Source organism: Metasolibacillus sp. FSL H7-0170 (genome assembly GCF_038593115.1).
GTDB classification, from domain to species: domain Bacteria; phylum Bacillota; class Bacilli; order Bacillales_A; family Planococcaceae; genus Metasolibacillus; species Metasolibacillus fluoroglycofenilyticus.
Map to the genome: position 1 here is coordinate 2,443,367 of NZ_CP151964.1, position 16,823 is coordinate 2,460,189.

The 16,823-nt window shown below is 41.4% G+C and carries 9 protein-coding genes and 2 rRNA genes; 2 read left to right on the forward strand and 9 right to left on the reverse strand.

Going from position 1 to position 16,823, the window contains the following annotated elements; all coding sequences use genetic code 11:
• Positions 1–12: 12 nt before the first annotated feature.
• The 9 genes from MHH70_RS11350 to dnaA form a co-directional block, all read right to left on the reverse strand.
• Positions 13–2,940 (reverse strand): 23S ribosomal RNA (locus MHH70_RS11350).
• A gap of 304 nt (positions 2,941–3,244) precedes the next feature.
• Positions 3,245–4,799: ribosomal RNA gene (locus MHH70_RS11355) — 16S ribosomal RNA — on the reverse strand.
• The 16S and 23S rRNA genes sit together here, the layout of an rRNA operon.
• 538 nt (positions 4,800–5,337) lie before the next feature.
• The gene (locus MHH70_RS11360; RefSeq protein ID WP_066168480.1) at positions 5,338–6,432 is read right to left on the reverse strand and encodes an HD-GYP domain-containing protein; all 1,095 of its coding nucleotides are present in this window, start codon (positions 6,430–6,432) and stop codon (positions 5,338–5,340) included.
• Between the two features lie 146 nt (positions 6,433–6,578).
• Entirely contained in the window at positions 6,579–9,053 is a 2,475-nt protein-coding gene (gene gyrA, locus MHH70_RS11365; RefSeq protein WP_107943575.1) for a DNA gyrase subunit A, read from the reverse strand.
• A 24-nt stretch (positions 9,054–9,077) separates the two neighbouring features.
• Positions 9,078–11,003, reverse strand: a complete 1,926-nt coding sequence (gene gyrB / locus MHH70_RS11370) for a DNA topoisomerase (ATP-hydrolyzing) subunit B (RefSeq protein ID WP_235616090.1) — start codon at positions 11,001–11,003, stop codon at positions 9,078–9,080.
• A 57-nt stretch (positions 11,004–11,060) separates the two neighbouring features.
• Complete coding sequence (gene recF / locus MHH70_RS11375) at positions 11,061–12,173, reverse strand: DNA replication/repair protein RecF (RefSeq protein WP_107943573.1); 1,113 nt, start codon at positions 12,171–12,173, stop codon at positions 11,061–11,063.
• On the reverse strand, positions 12,170–12,397 hold the full coding sequence (gene yaaA, locus MHH70_RS11380; RefSeq protein ID WP_066168491.1) for a S4 domain-containing protein YaaA: 228 nt from the start codon (positions 12,395–12,397) through the stop codon (positions 12,170–12,172). Before yaaA ends, recF begins: the two co-directional genes overlap by 4 nt.
• Before the next feature lie 354 nt (positions 12,398–12,751).
• Positions 12,752–13,888 (reverse strand): DNA polymerase III subunit beta, encoded by a 1,137-nt coding sequence (dnaN, locus tag MHH70_RS11385; RefSeq protein ID WP_066168493.1) that lies wholly within the window; start codon positions 13,886–13,888, stop codon positions 12,752–12,754.
• A 189-nt stretch (positions 13,889–14,077) separates the two neighbouring features.
• Entirely contained in the window at positions 14,078–15,421 is a 1,344-nt protein-coding gene (dnaA, locus tag MHH70_RS11390; protein ID WP_066168495.1) for a chromosomal replication initiator protein DnaA, read from the reverse strand.
• Positions 15,422–16,188: 767 nt separating this feature from the next.
• Between dnaA and rpmH the strand changes: the two genes are divergently transcribed.
• Both rpmH and rnpA read left to right on the forward strand, forming a co-directional pair.
• On the forward strand, positions 16,189–16,323 hold the full coding sequence (gene rpmH, locus MHH70_RS11395) for a 50S ribosomal protein L34 (protein ID WP_004233310.1): 135 nt from the start codon (positions 16,189–16,191) through the stop codon (positions 16,321–16,323).
• A 73-nt stretch (positions 16,324–16,396) separates the two neighbouring features.
• Complete coding sequence (gene rnpA / locus MHH70_RS11400; RefSeq protein ID WP_066168499.1) at positions 16,397–16,735, forward strand: ribonuclease P protein component; 339 nt, start codon at positions 16,397–16,399, stop codon at positions 16,733–16,735.
• Positions 16,736–16,823 lie beyond the last annotated feature (88 nt).

The following is a 16,823-nucleotide window of genomic DNA, read 5'->3' on the forward strand; positions in this document are numbered from 1 at the left end:
CAAGTTTTAATTGTGGTTAAGTCCTCGATCGATTAGTATTCGTCAGCTCCATGTGTCGCCACACTTCCACCTCGAACCTATCTACCTCATCGTCTTTGAGGGATCTTACTTACTTGCGTAATGGGAAATCTCATCTTGAGGGGGGCTTCATGCTTAGATGCTTTCAGCACTTATCCCGTCCATACATAGCTACCCAGCGATGCCGTTGGCACGACAACTGGTACACCAGCGGTATGTCCATCCCGGTCCTCTCGTACTAAGGACAGCTCCTCTCAAATTTCCTACGCCCACGACGGATAGGGACCGAACTGTCTCACGACGTTCTGAACCCAGCTCGCGTACCGCTTTAATGGGCGAACAGCCCAACCCTTGGGACCGACTACAGCCCCAGGATGCGATGAGCCGACATCGAGGTGCCAAACCTCCCCGTCGATGTGGACTCTTGGGGGAGATAAGCCTGTTATCCCCGGGGTAGCTTTTATCCGTTGAGCGATGGCCCTTCCATGCGGAACCACCGGATCACTAAGCCCGTCTTTCGACCCTGCTCGACTTGTAGGTCTCGCAGTCAAGCTCCCTTGTGCCTTTACACTCTACGAATGATTTCCAACCATTCTGAGGGAACCTTTGGGCGCCTCCGTTACCTTTTAGGAGGCGACCGCCCCAGTCAAACTGTCCGCCTGACACTGTCTCCTACCCCGCTAAGGGGCACGGGTTAGAATTTCAATACAACCAGGGTAGTATCCCACCGACGCCTCCTTCGAAGCTGGCGCTCCGAGATCTCTGGCTCCTACCTATCCTGTACAAGTTGTACCAAAATTCAATATCAAGCTACAGTAAAGCTCCACGGGGTCTTTCCGTCCTGTCGCGGGTAACCTGCATCTTCACAGGTACTATAATTTCACCGAGTCTCTCGTTGAGACAGTGCCCAGATCGTTACGCCTTTCGTGCGGGTCGGAACTTACCCGACAAGGAATTTCGCTACCTTAGGACCGTTATAGTTACGGCCGCCGTTTACTGGGGCTTCAATTCATAGCTTCGCTTGCGCTAACCACTCCTCTTAACCTTCCAGCACCGGGCAGGCGTCAGCCCCTATACGTCACCTTACGGTTTTGCAGAGACCTGTGTTTTTGCTAAACAGTCGCCTGGGCCTATTCACTGCGGCTCTCATGCGCTTGCACGCTCAAGAGCACCCCTTCTCCCGAAGTTACGGGGTCATTTTGCCGAGTTCCTTAACGAGAGTTCTCTCGCACACCTTAGGATTCTCTCCTCGACTACCTGTGTCGGTTTGCGGTACGGGTACCTCCCACCTCGCTAGAGGCTTTTCTTGGCAGTGTGAGATCAGGAACTTCGTCCATACGGACTCGTCATCACAGCTTGGCGTTAGAGTGTGCGGATTTGCCTACACACACGCCTTACTGCTTGAACAGAGACAACCAACGCTCTGCTTACCCTACCCTCCTGCGTCCCCCCATTGCTCAAACGGTGGGGAGGTAGTACAGGAATATCAACCTGTTATCCATCGCCTACGCCTATCGGCCTCGGCTTAGGTCCCGACTAACCCTGAGCGGACGAGCCTTCCTCAGGAAACCTTAGTCATACGGTGGACAGGATTCTCACCTATCTTTCGCTACTCATACCGGCATTCTCACTTCTAAGCGCTCCACCAGTCCTTCCGGTCTGACTTCAACGCACTTAGAACGCTCTCCTACCACTGACATCGTAGATGTCAATCCACAGCTTCGGTGAATCGTTTAGCCCCGATACATTTTCGGCGCAGTGTCACTCGACCAGTGAGCTATTACGCACTCTTTAAATGATGGCTGCTTCTAAGCCAACATCCTGGTTGTCTAAGCAACGCCACATCCTTTTCCACTTAACGATTACTTTGGGACCTTAGCTGGTGGTCTGGGCTGTTTCCCTCTTGACTACGGATCTTATCACTCGCAGTCTGACTCCCGTGTATAAATATCCGGCATTCGGAGTTTGTCTGAATTCGGTAAAGCGAGATGCCCCCCTAGTCCAAACAGTGCTCTACCTCCGGTATTCTCAATCACGAGGCTAGCCCTAAAGCTATTTCGGAGAGAACCAGCTATCTCCAGGTTCGATTGGAATTTCTCCGCTACCCACAGCTCATCCCCGCACTTTTCAACGTACGTGGGTTCGGGCCTCCAGTAAGTGTTACCTTACCTTCACCCTGGCCATGGGTAGATCACCTGGTTTCGGGTCTACGACAACGTACTCCTTCGCCCTATTCAGACTCGCTTTCGCTGCGGCTCCGCTTTCTCAGCTTAACCTTGCACGTTATCGTAACTCGCCGGTTCATTCTACAAAAGGCACGCTATCACCCATTAACGGGCTCTAACTACTTGTAGGCACACGGTTTCAGGTTCTCTTTCACTCCCCTCCCGGGGTGCTTTTCACCTTTCCCTCACGGTACTGGTTCACTATCGGTCACTAGGGAGTATTTAGCCTTGGGAGATGGTCCTCCCGGATTCCGACGGAATTTCACGTGTTCCGCCGTACTCAGGATCCACTCTGGAGGGAATGAACTTTCGACTACAGGGCTTTTACCTGCTCTGGCGGACCTTTCCAAGTCGCTTCATCTACTTCATTCCTTTGTAACTCCGTATAGAGTGTCCTACAACCCCAAAGAGCAAGCTCTTTGGTTTGGGCTTTTCCCGTTTCGCTCGCCGCTACTCAGGGAATCGAATTTTCTTTCTCTTCCTGCAGGTACTTAGATGTTTCAGTTCCCTGCGTCTGTCTTCCATACGCTATGAATTCACGTATGGATACTATGCTATTAAACATAGTGGGTTTCCCCATTCGGAAATCCCCGGATCAAAGCTTACTTACAGCTCCCCGAGGCATATCGGTGTTAGTGCCGTCCTTCATCGACTCCTAGTGCCAAGGCATCCACCGTGCGCCCTTAATAACTTAACCTTCAGCTTTCAATACGTATTGTATTTTCAAGCAAGTTTGTTAGTTACAACTTATCTCATAAAAGAAATAAGATTTAAGAACTTACACGATCAATTACTTGATCTATTTAAAACTTGTTACTTTCAATGTCGTTTTATCCAGTTTTCAAAGAACAAATAGGCTACCTGTATTTGCTTCCTCGCGTATTTGCGACGAGTAACCGCAGGAGCACAATAAGAAGTATTCATCCATTGATGAACCTTCAAAACTGAACAGCAATCCGTGAATGTTATCTCCGTAGGAGATATTCCGAAAATATCCTTAGAAAGGAGGTGATCCAGCCGCACCTTCCGATACGGCTACCTTGTTACGACTTCACCCCAATCATCTATCCCACCTTCGGCGGCTGGCTCCAAAAGGTTACCTCACCGACTTCGGGTGTTACAAACTCTCGTGGTGTGACGGGCGGTGTGTACAAGGCCCGGGAACGTATTCACCGCGGCATGCTGATCCGCGATTACTAGCGATTCCGGCTTCATGTAGGCGAGTTGCAGCCTACAATCCGAACTGAGAACGGTTTTATCGGATTAGCTCCCCCTCGCGGGTTGGCAACCGGTTGTACCGTCCATTGTAGCACGTGTGTAGCCCAGGTCATAAGGGGCATGATGATTTGACGTCATCCCCACCTTCCTCCGGTTTGTCACCGGCAGTCACCTTAGAGTGCCCAACTGAATGATGGCAACTAAGATCAAGGGTTGCGCTCGTTGCGGGACTTAACCCAACATCTCACGACACGAGCTGACGACAACCATGCACCACCTGTCACCGTTGTCCCCGAAGGGAAAACCATGTCTCCATAGTGGGCAACGGGATGTCAAGACCTGGTAAGGTTCTTCGCGTTGCTTCGAATTAAACCACATGCTCCACCGCTTGTGCGGGCCCCCGTCAATTCCTTTGAGTTTCAGTCTTGCGACCGTACTCCCCAGGCGGAGTGCTTAATGCGTTAGCTGCAGCACTAAGGGGCGGAAACCCCCTAACACTTAGCACTCATCGTTTACGGCGTGGACTACCAGGGTATCTAATCCTGTTTGCTCCCCACGCTTTCGCGCCTCAGCGTCAGTTACAGACCAGAAAGTCGCCTTCGCCACTGGTGTTCCTCCAAATCTCTACGCATTTCACCGCTACACTTGGAATTCCACTTTCCTCTTCTGCACTCAAGTTCCCCAGTTTCCAATGACCTTCCCCGGTTGAGCCGGGGGCTTTCACATCAGACTTAAAAAACCGCCTGCGCGCGCTTTACGCCCAATAATTCCGGACAACGCTTGCCACCTACGTATTACCGCGGCTGCTGGCACGTAGTTAGCCGTGGCTTTCTAATAAGGTACCGTCAAGGTGCCGCCAGTTACTACGGCACTTGTTCTTCCCTTACAACAGAGTTTTACGATCCGAAAACCTTCTTCACTCACGCGGCGTTGCTCCATCAGGCTTTCGCCCATTGTGGAAGATTCCCTACTGCTGCCTCCCGTAGGAGTCTGGGCCGTGTCTCAGTCCCAGTGTGGCCGATCACCCTCTCAGGTCGGCTACGCATCGTTGCCTTGGTGAGCCATTACCTCACCAACTAGCTAATGCGCCGCGGGCCCATCCTGTAGCGATAGCAGAACCATCTTTCAACTTTAAAACATGTGTCTCAAAGTATCATTCGGTATTAGCCCCGGTTTCCCGGAGTTATCCCCATCTACAGGGCAGGTTGCCCACGTGTTACTCACCCGTCCGCCGCTAGCGTTACTTCGGTGCAAGCACCAAAGTAACACTCGCTCGACTTGCATGTATTAGGCACGCCGCCAGCGTTCGTCCTGAGCCAGGATCAAACTCTCCATAAAAAGAATTTGAGTAAGCTCAAATTTGTATCTGTCGCTTCGCTTTCGATACATTAAAACATTTGCTGGCATCTTCATTCGATGTCCAAAATTGTGTTTCATCTATTCAATGAAACTTTATTCATTCACGTCTTGCTTGTTCAGTTTTCAAGGTTCATGTTATTGTTGCATCTGTCAGACGCAACTTTTATATAATAGCACGCTATGTTTTTTAAGTCAACTACTTTTCTAAAAAAACTTTTTCTTGAAAATATTGCTCATACATCATAGCGACTTTTTAAATATTATCAGATATCTAATCTAAGGTCAATACTTTTTAAAAATAATTTTTATTTAAAATTAGTGAGTATTTATATGCCTTAAATATTGAATGAAGTATTTAAAAATAGGCGTTTTTTTCTGCTGCTTCATTTTCGGTACAAAGGATCCGCCTCAAAATGACTTTTCAGACGAATCCTTTGCTGAATCTAAATAAAAATAAAACGAATGAGGCTATAGGGGCTCTCCTACTTTCCCATCCTTCAGCTTTATTAATGAGCAATTAATCATCACTCTTTGTAATAACTCGTGATATATAGAAGGAACGCACTGTTGCTAAATCGATAATTTCGCCAGTTCTCGTTATTTTCACTAGCGGTCTTGTTGGTGCATATTTATTAATAAACATAACTTCTGCCCGCTCTTTATTTGATAGCTCGACTTTAGTGCCGATTGGCAAATCAGCGACAATAGCGATTAAAGCATTCACAACTTTAATATCAAACTTTCCAAACTCCGACTCCTTAATCATCTCTATTACTTGGAAAGTTGCTTTTTGTTCACTGTATAGTCGTTCGCTTGTCATAGCATGATAAACGTCTGCTACAGCAATAATTTGAGAGAAAATTAAAATGTCCTCACTTTTTATTCCTTTTGGATACCCACTGCCATTTAATCGTTCATGGTGTTGGAATATGGCTTTCTTCATTTCACTTTTTAATGCTGCTAAATCTTTTACCATTACATAGCTATGAACAGGGTGTTGCCGTATTTCAGCAAACTCTTGTGCAGTTAACTTACTCGTCTTGTCACGGATTTTTGCAGGAATTTTTGCCATTCCAGAGTCTGCCAATGCACCGGCAATTGCCATTTGGATACAAATACCTTTTTCATAGCCAAGCTTCTGCGCCATAATAGAGGAAATTAATCCTGTTGCTATACAATGATGGTATAAATAGTCTTGCGGGTTTGAATAGCTGTTTAAATCAAATATATAAGAGCGATTTTCAAGTACTTGTTCGATTAGCGGAATAGCCATCCCACGTATTTTTGTCATATCAATTTTTGCGCCAGATTCCCAATTGAAAAATTCCTTTTTGAATTGTTGGATTGCACTAGCATAGGATTTTTCGAATGAAACAGCTTGCTCAATATGCTGAACAGGCTTACTTTCAACAACATCTACCGTTTTATTACTTCCTGCCAACTGCTGATAAATTGGAATAGCTTTAATATTAAAGACATTTAGTAAATGTATATGCTCATAAGTGATTTTCGTATCTTTATAAATAATAGGATATTGTGTATTTGCAAATATATGGTCTGCTATAGTCTGTCCAACCTTTATTTCCTTAACATTTATGTGAGTAGCCTCCAATTTAAAAACCACCTTTGTGTACGTACTTTTCTTCCATTGTATCGTAACAATTTGTATAAATATAGTAGTATTTATAAAAGAAAGGAGCTATAGAAAAGCAAATATTCCTCTGCTTTTCTATAGCTCCGTGTAAAAGATTTTTTCTTTTACTCTAGATTTTCATCGTCCTCATCATCTGTCACTTCATCTGCATTGTCTTTTTCAACCTTCGCTACAGTTGCCACATATTCTTCTTCCGCTAAACGAATTAAGCGGACACCTTGCGTGCTACGGCCGATAATGGAGATATCCTGTACGTCCATTCGAATAAGCATTCCGTTAATTGTAATGAGCATAATATCCTCAGTACCATCAACTGCTTTTACCGCACACATCTTACCGTTTTTCTCAGTAATTTGCATTGTTTTTAAACCAACACCACCACGACTTTGTAAACGGTATTCGTGCTCAGGCGTACGTTTTCCATAGCCTTTTTCTGTAACAACTAAAATTTCCTGACCTTGTTCGATAATTTCCATACCGACTACATAGTCACCTTCACGCAGTTTAATTCCTCGGACTCCGGCAGCCGAACGTCCCATTGAGCGAATATCTTCTTCTTTGAACCGGACTAGCATACCGTCCTGTGTTCCAATAATAATTTGCTTCTGTCCATCTGTTAAACGGACAGAAATTAAATCATCATCCTCACGTAAGCTAATCGCAATTAAGCCGTTTGTCCGTATATTGGAAAATTGCGATACTGGTGTACGTTTTGTAATACCTGTTTTCGTTGTAAAGATAAAGTACGCATCCTCGTCAAAAGATTCTACGCGAATCATCGCTGTTACTTTCTCATCTTTTTCGATGTTTAATAAGTTTACAATCGGTAAACCTTTTGCTGTACGACCGAATTCAGGTATTTCATAGCCTTTCGCTCGGAACACTTTCCCTTTAGATGTGAAAAATAAAATCGTATCATGAGTCGATGTAAATAATAAATGCTCTACAAAATCGTCCTCATTTGTGCCCATACCTTGCACGCCACGACCACCTCGTTTTTGTGAACGATATGTATTCGCAGCTAAACGCTTAATATAACCATTATGCGTTAATGTTAATACCGAGTTTTCACGCGGAATTAAATCCTCGTCCTCAATCATTTCTAAACCGCCAGCAGTAATTTCTGTACGGCGTATATCATTATAACGCTCCTTAATTTCAAGCATTTCCTTACGAATAATCTCAAGCACTTTTGCTTCATCTGCTAAAATTGCTTTTAAATCAGCGATTAATCTTTGTAGCTCCTGATATTCCGCTTCAATTTTTTCACGCTCTAAGCCGCTTAAACGAACAAGACGCATATCAAGAATTGCTTGCGCTTGTCGCTCACTCAATGTAAAGCGCTCCATTAATACTGGCTTCGCCTCATCACCGCTACGAGAGCCGCGAATAATCGAAATAATTTCATCAATATGATCAAGTGCAATACGTAAACCTTCTAAAATATGCGCACGCTCTTCTGCCTTGCGTAACTCAAATTTTGTACGACGTGTAATTACTACTTTTTGATGCTCTAAATAATGGTGTAACGCTTCTTTTAAACTTAAAATTTTCGGTTGTCCATCTACTAACGCAAGCATATTTACACCAAAGCTGGATTGCATAGCTGTTTGTTTATATAAATTGTTCAGAACGACATTGGCATTTGCATCACGACGTACTTCAATAACAACACGCATACCACGACGGTCTGATTCGTCACGTAAATTCGTAATACCATCGATTTTTTTATCGCGTACAAGCTCGGCGATTTTTTCAATGAGCTTCGCTTTATTTACTTGATATGGTAGCTCATGAATTAAAATTGTTTCCTTGCCATTGCTACTTTGCTCAATTTCTACTTTAGCCCGAATAATAATTGAGCCTCTACCTGTTTCATAAGCACGGCGAATACCAGAGCGACCAATAATTAAACCCCCTGTTGGAAAGTCCGGTCCTGGTATAATCTCCATTAGCTCTTCTGTCGTAATAGCTGGGTTTTCAGACAAAGCAAGCACTGCATCAATCGTTTCACCAAGCTGATGTGGTGGGATGTTTGTCGCCATACCTACAGCGATACCAGAAGCACCATTGACAAGTAAGTTTGGATAGCGAGATGGTAATACCCTTGGCTCTTGCTCACTACCATCATAGTTTGGATCATAATCAATTGTGTCTTTATTAATATCACGTAGCATTTCCATTGCAATTTTTGACATACGCGATTCCGTATATCGCATCGCTGCTGCACCATCACCATCAACTGAGCCGAAGTTTCCATGCCCATCCACCAGCATGTAGCGATAGCTGAAGTCCTGTGCCATACGAACCATTGCATCGTAAATAGATGAGTCTCCATGTGGGTGATATTTACCCATTACATCCCCTACGATACGGGCACTTTTCTTATATGGCTTATCTGACGTATTTCCTAGCTCTTGCATCCCATATAAAATTCGGCGATGCACCGGCTTTAAACCATCTCGTACGTCAGGTAAAGCACGTGCCACGATAACACTCATAGCATAGCTTAAAAATGATGTTTTAATTTCAGTCGTAATATTTCTTCCTTGAATATTCCCATGTTCGATCTCAGACAAAATATAGACCTCCCTTCCAAACGATTAAATATCTAAATCTGCATAAACAGCATTTTCTTCAATGAAATGACGGCGTGGTTCAACGTCATCACCCATCAATTGATCAAAAATTCGATCCGCCTCAATCGCATCATCCAATTCAACACGAATTAATGTACGATGCTCTGGGTCCATTGTCGTTTCCCATAATTGCTCCGCATTCATTTCACCTAAACCTTTATAACGCTGTACGTTTGGTTTTGGTACACTTGATAATCGATTTAAAATTTCTTCTAGCTCTGCATCTGAATAGCAATACTCTACATGCTTCCCTTGCTTCACCTGATATAGTGGTGGCTTAGCTGCATAGACATAACCAGCCTCAATCAGCGGGCGCATAAAGCGGAAGAAAAATGTTAATAACAGTACACGGATATGTGCGCCATCAACATCGGCATCTGTCATAATAATAATTTTATGATAACGCGCTTTTTCTAAATTAAATTCTTCTCCGATTCCTGTACCAAAGGCAGTAATCATTGCGCGAATTTCAGCGTTCGAAAGAATTCGGTCCAAGCGTGCTTTTTCTACGTTTAAAATTTTCCCGCGCAAAGGCAATATCGCTTGGAAATGACGGTCGCGACCACTTTTCGCTGAACCACCAGCAGAATCACCCTCAACGATATAAATTTCACATTCAGCAGGATTTGTAGAAGAACAGTCTGCCAGTTTCCCGGGCAAGCTGGATACTTCTAAAGCTGATTTACGACGTGTAAATTCACGGGCTTTCTTCGCTGCAACACGAGCACGAGCTGCCATTAAGCCTTTTTCAACAATTTGACGTGCAACAGTTGGATTTTCTAGCATAAAGCGCTCAAAACCATCTGAGAATAAAGCATTCGTAATTTGGCTTACTTCTGAGTTACCTAATTTTGTTTTCGTTTGTCCTTCAAACTGAGGATCTGGGTGCTTAATAGATACGATGGCCGTTAAACCTTCTCTCACATCCTCACCTGTTAAATTAGTGTCAGCCTCTTTTAGTAGACCGTTTTTACGTGCATAATCATTAATAACTCGCGTCAAAGCCATTTTAAAGCCGGATTCATGTGTACCGCCCTCATACGTATTAATATTATTGGCGAACGACATAATCGTAGAAGAGAAGCCTGCATTATATTGCATAGCAATTTCAACGGCAATTCCGTCCTTTTCTCCATGTACATCAATCGGCTCATGAAGTGGCTCTTTATTGGCATTTAGATGCTCAACATATGAGCGTATACCACCTTCATAGTGATATGTAGTTGAACGTACTTCATCCTCACGCTCATCCGCAATTGTTAAACGAATTCCACGATTTAAGTACGCTAATTCACGCACACGTGTAGCTAAAATATCAAATTCATAAACAGTCGTTTCAGTAAAAATATCGGCGTCCGCCTTGAAGCGTGTCATTGTTCCTGTTTCAGTCGTATCACCGACAACCGTTAGTGGCTGCACAGTACGTCCACGAGAAAATTTAATGCTGTGTATATGACCGTCACGCTTTACATAAACCTCAGTTTCAATAGATAATGCGTTCACAACAGAAGCACCTACACCGTGTAGACCACCTGATACTTTATAACCGCCACCGCCAAATTTCCCTCCAGCATGTAGCACAGTCATAATAACTTCAACAGCTGGTAAACCCATTTTCTCCTGAATGCTTACAGGAATACCACGGCCATTATCTTCTACGCGAATCCAGTTATCCTTCTCAATTGCTACTGTAATATCCGTACAAAAACCAGCAAGCGCCTCGTCAATACTATTATCAACGATTTCCCATACTAAATGATGTAGCCCCTTTGAACTTGTAGAACCGATATACATACCAGGGCGTTTACGAACTGCTTCCAAGCCCTCTAATACTTGTATTTGGTCAGCATCATATGTCTGCTGCTGAACGTCTTTTTCTTCTAAAGACACTATGTTCACCCACTCTTTCTTCACACTGTGTACAACCATTATTCCCTAAAGGTCTTGCTATTTTACAATAGACCCTTGTTTCACATGGAACAAACTGGCCTGTTCAATCGTTTCATGATGAATTCCTTCAACACTTGTCGTTGTAACAAATGTTTGAACCTCACCTTGAATTGTATTTAATAAATGTGATTGTCTATAATCATCTAGCTCTGATAACACATCATCTAACAATAAGATGGGTGTTTCTTTCGTTTCTTGTTTAATTAATTCAATTTCAGCAAGCTTTAAAGATAAAGCTGTCGTGCGCTGTTGCCCTTGCGAACCATATGTTTGAACATCATAGTCATTGACAAAAAACTGCAAATCATCACGATGTGGTCCTACTAATGTAACACCGCGCTCTAGCTCCCTTTTTCGTGCCTCTAAAAGCTTTTGCTCTAAATGAGCAGCCATTTGCTCAGCACTTTGATCTGCCACTAGCCCTGAAATTGGTCGATATTTTATAACTAGCTTTTCCAAGCCACGCGAAATACCGGCATGTATTGGTTCAGCCCATGCCTGTAAAAGCTCCATGAATTGAAATCTTTTGCGAATAATTTGAACAGCAGCCTGTATGTACTGCTCTGTATAAACATCAAACATGACATCGTTTAATGTATGGCGACCTTGATTGCTTTTCAAAATATGGTTACGTTGCTTTAGTATTTTTTGGAATGTTAATAAATCATGTAAATAAACAGGAGATATTTGCCCAATTTCCATATCAATAAAGCGTCGCCGTAGTTGAGGGCTTCCTTTGACAACATATAAATCCTCTGGTGCAAACATCACGACATTCATTTGCCCGATGTAATCGCTAAGACGTGTTTGTTCAAGATGATTTATTTTTCCCTTTTTGCCTTTTTTTGAGATTGTCAGCTCAATAGGAAAACCGCCATAACGCTTTTGCACAACACCTTCTATTTTACCATAGTCTGCATCCCAGCGTATCAATTCTTTATCATTCGATGTACGGTGGGACTTAGCCATAGCCAAAACATAGATGGATTCCATCACATTTGTTTTACCCTGTGCATTCTCCCCGATAAAAACATTGATTTTAGGAGAAAAATCCAGCGTTAACGACTCATAATTTCGATAATTTATCAGCTTTAATTGCTCAATATTCATTCACTTGCACCGTTCTCCACAATACGGAAGCGACCGACGCCTGGGATATTGATTACATCACCGTTACGTAATTTGCGCCCGCGACGATCATCGACCTCGCCATTGACATAAACAACGTGCTCACTTAAAAACCATTTTGCCATTCCACCGGAGCTAATTGCATCCGTCATTTTTAACACTTGCCCTAACGTTACAAACTCTGTATCAATAAAAATATCTTGCACGATTGTCATCCTCCGCTAAACGAAATCTATCTTTCTATCATACCAAAAAATCGGCTTGTGCGTAAGTGAAGCAAATTTTTCTAGATGAATAGCAAATTAAAACACTTGTATTTCTTATCAATTACGCAGAAGCGTAATTGTATCCAGATTTCTTCAAGTTAGTTAACCTAAAATCGTCACGTCCTGTAACAACGGTTAACTGACCTACATTATGCAAGCCTCGTTTTAAAAAATATGCCATTTGCGAAAGACTTTAACTACATTCAAATTTGACAGAAAAATTCATTTAAACATGAAAAGCTGTCTGGAAAGACATGCAGCAGCATGCTTTTCAGACAGCTTTTTCGAAAAAAACTAGTAAGTACGAACCGGTAAAATAAGCTGTAAAATGGCGTCGTCATGTATTGAACGTAAAATAAACGGGCGCATCGTACCAGTAAATTGAATCACTACATCTTGTCCATCGATTGCTCGTAGTGCTTCCATCATATATTTAGCACTGAAGGAAATTTTAAGTGACTCGCCCTCAAGGTTTTCTACCGTAATTTGTTCCTCTACTTTCCCGATTTCTGGTGAGTTTGAGGAAATTTCTACTGTATTATTTTCTAATGTTTCAAAACGTACAACATTATTGCGGTCTTCACGTGCTAATAAGGATGCACGGTCAATCGCTTGTAGTAACGCCTTCCCATTAATCGTTACATTTGTTTTATAGTCCTCTGGAATTAAACGTGATGTATCAGGGTAGTTGCCTTCTAATAAACGAGAGAAGAATAATACATCCTCCGTTTTAAATAATACATGATAATTTGTTAATGCAATTTGTACAGGGTCTGTTGAATCTTCTAAAATTTTGTTTAATTCATTTAAGCTTTTTCCAGGAATAACAACACTATTAATTTCAGCAGGTAATTGCTCAAGCTGAATTTTGCGACGTGCTAAACGATGACTATCCGTTGCGACGCATATTAATTCATTTTCTAGTATTCTCCAGTTTACACCTGTCAACACAGGCCTGCTTTCAGACGTTGCAACAGCAAATACTGTTTCACGTATAACAGATTTTAATAAATCTGCAGGCATTGAGAACTGGCGGTCTTCAGCGACTTCAGGTAGCAATGGATATTCTGAAGCATCTAGGCCAATTAAATGGAATTCAGATTTACCTGAGCGAATATTTGTTGCAAAGCCTGCTGATACTTCAATTTCTACATCATTTGTAGGAAGCTTTCTTACAATTTCGTTAAACATACGCGCTTGTAAAACGATTGAGCCCGTTGTACTAACATTTATTAATTGTTCTCCATCTTCTTCAACCGGAATAAATGTTTGGATTGTAATATCTGCATCACTGCCTGTTAAATGTAAACCTTCGTGTGTTACGTCAATTTTAATACCAGTTAAAATTGGAATCGTTGTTTTTGAACTAACTGCTTTCATGACATCATTTAATCCTGCTAAAAGCCGGTCACGCATAATATCAAATTTCATGTCGTACCCCCATATATAATATTATTAAAATAATAAAAGAATAAATAGATATAGTAATAGGCGCTGTGGATTTGTGGATAAGTGCCTTTTAACAAGTAAAATCAGTCTATCCACATGTAGATAGACTGTGTATAAATTTGTACGGAAATTAATAAGTTATCCACATCCATGCTGAACAAAAAAGAAGGCTTACTTGCCTAGCATGCTACGAATTTGTTTAATATCTTGTTGAAGTCCTTGATCATTTTTAAGCTGATTTGAAATTTTTTCGTGTGCATGAATAACGGTTGTATGGTCTCTTCCACCAAATTCCTCACCAATTTTCGGCAGTGAGAAGTCGGTCAGTTCACGCGATAAATACATGGCAACTTGTCTTGGAAACGCAATTGATTTTGTACGCTTTTTAGCAGAAAAGTCCTCCAAGCGAATATTAAAATGCTCTCCAACTGCATTTTGAATATCTAAAATTGAAATCATGCGTGGCTTCGCATTTGGAATAATATCTTTTAATGCGGCTGCTGCAAGCTCTGGTGTTACATCCTCTTTAACAAGAGAGGAGTAGGCTACAACACGAATTAAAGCGCCCTCTAATTCACGAATATTGGAATCAATTTGATTGGCAATATAAAGCATTACCTCATTAGGAATATCCAAATGATCAGCCTTCGCTTTTTTGCGTAAAATTGCAATTCTTGTTTCTAAATCAGGTGGTGCAATATCGGTAATTAAGCCCCATTCAAAACGCGAGCGTAAGCGATCTTCCAGTGTTGGAATTTCCTTAGGCGGCCTGTCACTCGAAATCACAATTTGCTTTGATTCCTCATGTAATGTGTTAAATGTATGGAAGAATTCCTCTTGTGTAGACTCTTTTCCAGCTAAAAACTGAATATCGTCGATTAATAAAACATCTACATTTCGATATTTATTGCGAAAATCAATGGCTTTATTATCGCGAATGGAGTTAATAAATTCATTTGTGAATTTTTCAGATGATAAGTATACAACCTTTGCCGAAGGGTTATGCTCTAACACATAGTGACCAATTGCATGCATTAAATGTGTTTTGCCAAGCCCTACGCCTCCATAGATGAAAAATGGGTTGTATGCTTTCGCTGGTGCTTCTGCGACTGCAAGCGAGGCAGCATGTGCAAAGCGGTTACCAGAGCCAATAACGAATGTATCGAATGTGTATTTTGGATTTAACATTCCGGGTGAAATTTCTTGGTGATCTTGATTATGCCCATTAATTCTAGGTGCTGGTAGCTCAAAATCATCCTCATCCTGCTCATTTTGAACTTCAAATTTAATGACTAAATCTTGTCCTACTAATTCGTTTAAACTACCTGTTAAAAGATGCATATAATGCTTTTCTAGCCATTCACTTGCAAAAGTATTTGGCGCAGCAATTGTTATCGTCGAGCCATCAAAAGTTAAAATTTTCGTAGGTTTTAGCCATGTATCGAAGCTTGGCTTTGCAATCTTTCGTTCTACTTGAGCAAGGACATTATTCCATAATTCTTCTAAATGCTCCAAGCGGACTCGTCCTTTCGTTCGAAATTTAATTTTATTTAAAGTGGCATTCACTTTCCTGCTCTATTTTAAGATGAATGCTTTTTGTTCAGCCGGTAACTAATTATTTTGCTGAATTAAAGATAATACCTCTATTTTTTTATTTCATTTACGTAAATATGAAATAGACATACACATAATCACAGCCTGTGGATAAATGATATCCTAAGCCTATGTATAATATTGTCCACAGATTATCAACAACTGTGGATAAAATATTTCCCAAGAAAATCGTCCACAAAAGAAAACACATTTATCGTATCAAAAAAAGCGAGCAATTACAATACTCTAACAAACTTATCCACATAGTGCAAACTGTTCACAAAGCAGTTGTCCACATGCTATTAGTTTGTGAAAAAGCTGTCAATAACGTATGTGGATAATTTTGAAAGTGAAAAAAATTATGCACATAGTTATTTTTGCTAAAGCTGCTTATCTTGTGGATAACTAAGAGAGAAATAAAAGAGGACATATTTAAAAAATAAGAAGTATAAGTTTTTGGTTTTTAAACAGCGTCTAGGTTAAACATGCGCTGCTCATTTATTTTGAGAAGTGGTGAAGCGTTTATTTTTGCACTTGTGCACTCCAATGTCTGTCAGAGCTAAACAGCTTCTTTAGCGCTTTTCTCATTAAAGGATTGACAAATAGTACGGTTTATATATATAATATCCAAGTCTGTATGTCGAAATAGATAAATAGCAAACTCTCATTCTTATAGGAGGTGTAATATAATGAAACGCACATATCAACCAAAAAAACGTAAGCACAGCAAAGTACACGGTTTCCGCGCACGTATGAGCACGAAAAACGGTCGTAAAGTATTAGCTGCTCGTCGTCGTAAAGGAAGAAAAGTATTATCAGCATAAGTCCACTGAGCCACATCAGTGGTCTTTTTTTTCTATATAATTGATGAAATGAGTAGATGGAGATGGTGAAGGAATGAATAAACGCCAAAGAATTAAAAAAAATGAAGACTTTCAAAAGGTGTTTAAGAAAGGAAGATCCTTTGCAAATCGCCAATTTGTCGTTTACTGCTTGACAAAAGAGGCACAAGAGGAGTTTCGTATAGGCTTATCAGTGAGCAAAAAAGTAGGAAAAGCCGTAACACGTAACCAAATAAAGCGCTATATCCGTCAAACATTTCTTGAATTAAAGGATGAAGTTAGGCAGGATATGGATTATGTTATTATCGCCCGGCATCAGGCGGCCATTTTAAATTTTCATGAAACAAAAAAAAGTTTGCAGCATGTCTTAAAAATTGCGAAAGTATTGAAGTAATCGAAATGACACTACAAAATAGTGGAGTGCAAATGCCTTCACATGATAGAATATCTTCAAACACAAATGAATAAATAGAGGAATTCAT

Excerpts from the sequence above, each read along its gene's own strand:
- dnaN (WP_066168493.1), bottom strand. The coding sequence starts at position 13,888 with ATGAAATTTGATATTATGCGTGACCGGCTTTTAGCAGGATTAAATGAT.
- rpmH (WP_004233310.1), top strand. The coding sequence starts at position 16,189 with ATGAAACGCACATATCAACCAAAAAAACGTAAGCACAGCAAAGTACAC.
- rnpA (WP_066168499.1), top strand. The coding sequence starts at position 16,397 with ATGAATAAACGCCAAAGAATTAAAAAAAATGAAGACTTTCAAAAGGTG.
- recF (WP_107943573.1), bottom strand. The coding sequence starts at position 12,173 with ATGAATATTGAGCAATTAAAGCTGATAAATTATCGAAATTATGAGTCG.